This is a genomic window from Bacillus sp. 3103sda1 (genome assembly GCF_024159135.1).
Lineage (GTDB): Bacteria > Bacillota > Bacilli > Bacillales > Bacillaceae_G > Bacillus_A > Bacillus_A rhizoplanae.
On record NZ_JAMYWS010000001.1, the window covers coordinates 1 to 7,500 of the forward strand.

Consider the following 7,500-nt stretch of genomic DNA (forward strand, 5'->3'; position numbering starts at 1 on the left):
TTGGAAAACATTTCAGATTTATGGAATAGCACCTTAAAAGAACTAGAAAAAAAGGTGAGTAAGCCTAGTTATGAAACATGGCTTAAATCTACAAAAGCTTATTCTTTAAAAAAGGACGTTTTAACCATTACAGCTCCAAATGAATTTGCACGTGATTGGTTGGAATCCCACTATTCAGATCTTATTTCGGAGACAATTATTCACTTAATGGGAGCAGAGCTTGAGATTCGCTTTATCATTCCACAAAGTCAAACAGAAGAGGAATTTGACTATCCTCCTGTTAAAAAAAATACAACAACGCATGATGAACCTAATCATTTTCCGCAAAGCATGCTCAATCCAAAATATATATTTGATACCTTTGTAATCGGTTCTGGCAATCGCTTTGCCCATGCAGCTTCGTTAGCTGTAGCTGAGGCACCAGCTAAAGCATACAATCCCTTATTTATTTACGGGGGAGTTGGACTTGGAAAAACGCATTTAATGCATGCAATTGGTCATTATGTTATCGAACATAATCCAAACGCAAAGGTCGTTTATCTGTCATCTGAAAAATTTACAAATGAGTTTATTAATTCTATTCGTGATAATAAGGCCGTTGATTTTCGTAATAAATATCGGAACGTCGATGTTCTACTTATAGACGATATTCAATTTCTTGCTGGAAAAGAACAAACACAAGAAGAGTTCTTCCATACATTTAACGCGTTGCACGAAGAAAGTAAGCAAATTGTAATTTCAAGTGATCGTCCGCCAAAAGAAATTCCTACATTAGAAGATCGCTTACGTTCACGCTTTGAATGGGGACTCATTACAGATATTACTCCTCCAGATTTAGAAACAAGAATTGCGATTTTACGCAAGAAAGCAAAAGCTGAAGGTCTGGATATTCCAAATGAAGTTATGCTCTACATCGCAAATCAAATTGACTCTAACATCCGTGAATTAGAAGGTGCTCTAATTCGTGTTGTAGCGTATTCGTCTTTAATTAATAAGGATATTAATGCCGATTTAGCTGCTGAGGCACTAAAGCATATTATTCCAAATTCAAAACCAAAAATTATTTCAATTTATGACATCCAAAAAGCTGTAGGGGATGTTTTTCAAGTGAAATTAGAAGACTTTAAAGCGAAAAAGCGTACAAAATCAGTCGCTTTCCCTCGTCAAATTGCAATGTATCTGTCTCGTGAACTAACAGATTCATCCTTACCAAAAATCGGTGAGGAGTTTGGAGGTCGTGATCATACTACAGTCATTCACGCACATGAAAAAATTTCAAAACTGTTAAAAACAGATGCACAATTACAGAGGCAACTTGAAGACATTCACGATATTTTAAAGTAATAGGATGTGAATAACGTGAATAACTCTCTTTATTTTATACACAGTCTATCCACATGTAGATAGACTGTTTTTCCGCATTTCAAACGGGTTATCCACATATCCACAAGACCTATTACTATTACTACTAATTTTTTATTATTATTAAATAAAATCAATTTTATACTTGCCGGAGGTTTTCGTTATGCATTTTTCAATTCAAAGAGATTACCTTGTCAGAAGTGTACAAGATGTAATGAAAGCTGTTTCCTCTCGTACAACAATTCCAATTCTTACAGGGATTAAAATCGTAGCAAATGAAGAAGGTGTTACATTAACAGGTAGCGATGCAAATATATCCATCGAATCCTTTATTCCAATTGAAGAGGATGGAAAAGAAATTGTAGAAGTCCTACAATCAGGAAGTATTGTTTTACAAGCAAAATATTTTAGTGAAATTGTAAAAAAATTACCGAAAGATACAGTTGAAATTTCTGTCGAAAGTCATTTTATGACGAAAATAAAATCTGGAAAATCCGAGTTTAACTTAAATGGCTTAGACTCAGCTGAATATCCATTGTTACCACAGATTGAAGAACATCATGTATTTCAAATTCCAACGGATCTGTTAAAACATATGATTCGTCAAACTGTTTTTGCTGTATCTACATCAGAAACACGCCCGATCTTGACAGGTGTAAACTGGAAAGTATATAACAGCGAGTTAGTTTGTATTGCAACAGATAGTCATCGTTTAGCGCTTCGTAAAGCGAAAATTGCAGGACAAACTATTTTGAATGAATTTCAAGCAAATGTTGTTATTCCAGGAAAAAGTTTAAATGAGTTAAGTAAAATTCTTGATGAATCAGAAGAGATGGTAGATATTGTTATAACGGAGTACCAAGTATTATTCCGGACGAAGCATTTATTGTTCTTCTCTAGATTGTTAGAGGGTAATTATCCTGATACAACAAGATTAATTCCACCGGATAGTAAAACGGATATTTTTGTAAATACAAAAGAATTTTTACAAGCAATTGATCGAGCGTCTTTATTAGCAAGAGATGGACGTAATAATGTTGTGAAATTAGCAACTTTAGAAGATCAAATGTTAGAAATTTCATCGAACTCTCCAGAAATCGGGAAAGTAGTAGAAGAAGTTCAGTGCGAGAAAATTGAAGGTGAAGAGTTAAAAATCTCCTTTAGTGCAAAATATATGATGGATGCATTAAAAGCATTAGATAGTACAGAAATTAAAATTAGCTTCACTGGTGCAATGAGACCATTTTTAATTCGTACAGTGAACGATGATTCCATTACTCAATTAATTTTACCAGTACGTACGTACTAAAAGGATAGGGTTACTAGTGTAGATGTACTGGTAACCCTTTTGATTTTTCCCTATTACTTTCCTAATGCTTGTTTATTTAGTACAATGAAAGAATGAACACTTTTAGAAAGTGAGCGATTTGTATGAAACATATTCAAATTTCGACAGAATATATTACATTAGGACAATTTTTAAAGCTGGCTGACGTGATTGATACAGGCGGAGCGGTAAAATGGTTTTTACAAGAGTATGAAGTGTATGTGAATAAAGAGCCTGAAAATAGACGAGGGCGAAAATTATATACAAATGATATCGTTGAAATTCCGGGGATCGGAACATTTCAAGTTCAAGGATAAAGGGGGATCCCTTTGTATATTACAGAATTACATTTACAAAACTATCGCAATTATGAACAGTTAGATCTCTCCTTCGAAGATAAAGTAAACGTAATTATTGGTGAAAATGCGCAAGGAAAGACAAATTTGATGGAAGCGATTTATGTATTAGCGATGGCCAAATCTCATCGAACTTCTAATGATCGTGAACTTATCAGATGGGATGAAGATTGTGGTAAGATAAAAGGGAGACTGCAAAAACGAAATAACTCTTTGTCCTTAGAACTGAACGTTTCCAAAAAAGGGAAAAAGGCAAAGTTAAATCAACTTGAGCAACAAAAATTGAGTCAATATATTGGCGTAATGAATGTTGTTATGTTTGCTCCTGAAGATTTAAACCTTGTAAAGGGAAGTCCTCAAGTACGAAGACGTTTTTTAGATATGGAGCTTGGACAAATAGCTCCTGTATATTTGTATGAACTAAGTCAATACCAAAAAGTTCTTACACAGCGTAATCATTTGCTCAAAAAAATGCAAGGAAACAGTATGAATGATGAAGCTATGCTAGATGTGTTTACACTTCAACTCGTTGAACATGGTGTAAAAGTATTAAAAAAACGTTTTGAATTTTTACGTTTATTGCAAGAATGGGCAGCTCCAATTCATCGAGGAATTAGCAGGGGACTTGAGGAGCTGGAAATAGTCTATAAACCAAGTATAGATGTATCAGAATCCATGGATTTGTCGAAAATAAAAGAAGTATACTATGAAAGTTTCCAATCTGTGAAACAACGTGAACTCTTCCGTGGTACAACCTTAATTGGGCCTCATCGTGATGATTTACAATTCTTCGTTAATGGTAAAAATGTTCAAGTCTTTGGTTCGCAAGGGCAACAACGAACGACCGCACTTTCCCTAAAGTTAGCTGAAATCGAATTGATTTATTCAGAAGTTAACGAATATCCAATCCTTTTATTAGATGATGTGTTATCAGAACTAGATGATTACAGGCAATCACATCTGCTTAATACGATTCAAGGAAAGGTGCAAACGTTTGTGACAACGACAAGTGTTGATGGAATTGAGCATGATACATTAAAACAAGCAAAAACAATTCATGTAACGAACGGCACAGTGGATTGTGGAGAAGAAGATAAATAGCTTCTGTCTAAATGGAAAAGTAGGTGATCTTTGTGTCAATGGAACAAAAACAAATTGAAGAAAACGCATATGACGAAAGTCAAATACAGGTGTTAGAAGGACTAGAAGCAGTTCGGAAACGTCCAGGGATGTATATTGGTTCAACGAGCGGAAAAGGTCTTCATCACCTTGTATGGGAAATTGTTGATAATAGTATTGACGAGGCATTAGCAGGATATTGTGATGAGATTAATCTAGCTATTGAAGAAGACAATAGTATTACAGTAACAGATAATGGCCGTGGTATTCCGGTTGGGATGCACGAGAAAATGGGTCGCCCCGCTGTAGAAGTTATTATGACAGTTCTTCATGCGGGTGGTAAATTTGGTGGCGGCGGTTATAAAGTTTCTGGCGGTTTACATGGTGTAGGTGCTTCTGTCGTGAATGCATTATCAACGGAGTTAGAGGTATTCGTTCATCGTGACGGGCAAATTCATTATCAAAAGTATGAACGTGGTATTCCAGTTGCAGACTTAAAGGTGATTGGGGATACAGATCATACAGGAACAGTAACGCGTTTCAAACCAGATGCAGAAATTTTTACTGAAACTACGGAATATGAATTTGATACGTTAGCAACTCGTTTACGAGAACTAGCGTTTCTAAATCGTAATATTAAACTAACAATTGAAGATAAACGTGAACATAAACAAAAGAAAGAATTCCATTATGAAGGCGGTATTAAGTCTTATGTTGAGCATTTAAACCGCTCTAAAGAACCGATACATGAGGAACCGGTATATGTAGAAGGTTCGAAAGATGGAATTCAAATTGAAGTTGCTCTTCAATATAACGAAGGATATACAACTAACATTTATTCATTTACAAATAACATTCATACGTATGAAGGTGGTACGCATGAAGTTGGATTTAAAACAGCATTAACACGTGTTATTAATGATTATGGTCGAAAAAATAATATTTTAAAAGATGCTGATAGTAATTTAACGGGTGAAGATGTTCGTGAAGGTTTAACGGCTATTGTATCCATTAAACATCCAAATCCGCAATTTGAAGGGCAAACGAAAACGAAACTCGGAAATAGCGAAGCGAGAACAATTACAGAATCAGTTTTCTCTGAAGCACTTGAAAAGTTTTTACTTGAAAACCCAAATGTCGCTCGAAAAATTGTAGATAAGGGAACGATGGCAGCGCGTGCACGTGTAGCGGCGAAAAAGGCTCGTGAATTAACACGCAGAAAAAGTGCGCTAGAAGTATCGAGCTTGCCAGGAAAACTTGCAGATTGTTCTTCTAAAGATCCTTCTATTAGTGAAATTTATATCGTAGAGGGTGATTCTGCGGGTGGTTCAGCAAAGCAAGGGCGTGATCGTCACTTCCAAGCGATTTTACCGCTTAAAGGAAAAATTATTAATGTAGAAAAAGCGCGTTTAGATAAAATTTTATCAAACGATGAGGTGCGAACAATTATTACTGCGCTTGGGACTGGTATTGGTGGAGATTTCGATATTGAAAAGGCGCGTTATCACAAAGTTATTATTATGACGGATGCTGATGTCGACGGCGCTCATATTCGTACCCTATTATTAACGTTCTTCTACCGTTATATGCGTCAAATTATTGAGCACGGTTATATATATATTGCACAGCCGCCATTATATAAAGTGCAACAGGGTAAGAGAGTTGAGTATGCTTACAACGATAAAGAACTTGAAAATATATTAGTGGAGATTCCGAAACAACCAAAACCAGGTATTCAACGCTATAAAGGTCTTGGAGAAATGAATCCAGCGCAGCTATGGGAAACAACAATGGATCCAGAAGTACGTTCGCTTCTTCAAGTTTCGCTTCGAGATGCAATCGAAGCAGATGAAACATTTGAAATTTTAATGGGTGATAAAGTTGAACCACGTCGTAACTTTATCCAAGAAAATGCAAAATATGTACAAAACCTTGATATTTAATGACTGATGACAGGAATCGGAGTATTCCTGTCTTCTACGTATAAATGAACATGATATATCGATTGGAAATGTAATGAGGAGGTGCTGGTTGATGTCAGACAACCAACAACAAGGCCGAATTCGAGAAATTAATATTAGCCAGGAAATGCGTACCTCGTTTTTAGATTATGCGATGAGCGTTATCGTATCTCGTGCACTGCCAGATGTTCGAGATGGGCTAAAACCTGTGCACCGCAGAATTTTATATGCGATGAACGATTTAGGAATTACTGCTGATAAAGCGTATAAGAAGTCTGCACGTATTGTTGGTGAAGTAATTGGTAAGTATCATCCACACGGTGATTCAGCGGTATATGAAACAATGGTACGAATGGCCCAAGACTTTAGTCAACGTTATATGCTAGTAAATGGACATGGTAACTTTGGTTCTGTCGATGGTGATTCGGCGGCTGCGATGCGTTATACAGAGGCAAAAATGTCCAAGATTTCTATGGAACTATTGCGTGATATCACAAAAAATACAATTGACTATCAAGATAACTATGATGGTTCGGAAAGAGAACCAATTGTATTACCTGCGCGTTTTCCTAATTTATTAGTAAATGGTGCAACTGGTATCGCGGTTGGTATGGCAACGAATATTCCTCCGCATCAGCTTGGTGAAGTAATTGATGGGGTATTAGCGTTAAGTCACAATCCAGAGATTACAATCGCGGAATTAATGGAGTATATTCCCGGTCCAGATTTCCCAACAGCTGGTCAAATTCTTGGACGAAGTGGAATTCGAAGAGCGTATGAAACAGGGCGTGGTACAGTAATTCTTCGTGCAAGAGTAGAGATTGAAGAAAAGGCAAATGGGAAGCAATCTATTATTGTAACTGAATTACCATATCAAGTGAATAAAGCAAGGTTGATTGAAAAGATTGCGGAGCTTGTTCGAGACAAAAAGATTGATGGTATTACAGATTTACGTGATGAATCAGATCGAAATGGTATGCGTATCGTCATGGAATTACGACGAGATGCAAACGCAAATGTGTTATTGAATAACTTATATAAACATACAGCACTTCAGACAAGCTTTGGTATTAATATGCTATCGCTCGTAAATGGAGAACCAAAAGTATTAAATTTAAAAGAATGTCTATATCATTACCTGGATCATCAGAAGGTCGTTATCCGTAGACGTACTGCATATGAATTAGAGAAAGCAGAAGCTCGTGCTCATATTTTAGAAGGTTTACGCATCGCGTTAGATCATCTTGATGAAGTAATTACTCTAATTCGTAATTCGAAGACAGCAGACATTGCAAAGCAAGGATTAATGGAACGTTTTGGCTTAAGTGAAAAGCAAGCACAAGCAATTTTAGATATGCGTTTGCAACGTTTAACA

General features: G+C 36.2%; 6 protein-coding genes (1 of these 6 only partly in view). All 6 read left to right on the forward strand.

What is annotated here, in order from left to right:
- Positions 1–1,344: a chromosomal replication initiator protein DnaA gene (gene dnaA, locus NKR74_RS00005; RefSeq protein WP_253628319.1), complete on the forward strand. Its 1,344-nt coding sequence runs from the start codon at positions 1–3 to the stop codon at positions 1,342–1,344.
- Between the two features lie 181 nt (positions 1,345–1,525).
- Entirely contained in the window at positions 1,526–2,671 is a 1,146-nt protein-coding gene (gene dnaN, locus NKR74_RS00010) for a DNA polymerase III subunit beta (protein WP_230575662.1), read from the forward strand.
- A gap of 122 nt (positions 2,672–2,793) precedes the next feature.
- Positions 2,794–3,006, forward strand: a complete 213-nt coding sequence (yaaA, locus tag NKR74_RS00015; protein WP_098310159.1) for a S4 domain-containing protein YaaA — start codon at positions 2,794–2,796, stop codon at positions 3,004–3,006.
- Positions 3,007–3,018: 12 nt separating this feature from the next.
- Entirely contained in the window at positions 3,019–4,146 is a 1,128-nt protein-coding gene (recF, locus tag NKR74_RS00020) for a DNA replication/repair protein RecF (RefSeq protein WP_230575663.1), read from the forward strand.
- A gap of 38 nt (positions 4,147–4,184) precedes the next feature.
- The gene (gene gyrB / locus NKR74_RS00025) at positions 4,185–6,107 is read left to right on the forward strand and encodes a DNA topoisomerase (ATP-hydrolyzing) subunit B (RefSeq protein ID WP_253628320.1); all 1,923 of its coding nucleotides are present in this window, start codon (positions 4,185–4,187) and stop codon (positions 6,105–6,107) included.
- Between the two features lie 91 nt (positions 6,108–6,198).
- Positions 6,199–7,500 carry the 5' portion of a DNA gyrase subunit A gene (gyrA, locus tag NKR74_RS00030; protein ID WP_253628321.1) on the forward strand. The gene runs 1,173 nt beyond the window's last position, so the window shows 1,302 of its 2,475 coding nt (coding positions 1–1,302); it begins with the start codon at positions 6,199–6,201; its stop codon lies beyond the right edge, outside the window.

Excerpts from the sequence above, each read along its gene's own strand:
- dnaN (WP_230575662.1), top strand. The coding sequence starts at position 1,526 with ATGCATTTTTCAATTCAAAGAGATTACCTTGTCAGAAGTGTACAAGAT.
- gyrB (WP_253628320.1), top strand. The coding sequence starts at position 4,185 with ATGGAACAAAAACAAATTGAAGAAAACGCATATGACGAAAGTCAAATA.
- yaaA (WP_098310159.1), top strand. The coding sequence starts at position 2,794 with ATGAAACATATTCAAATTTCGACAGAATATATTACATTAGGACAATTT.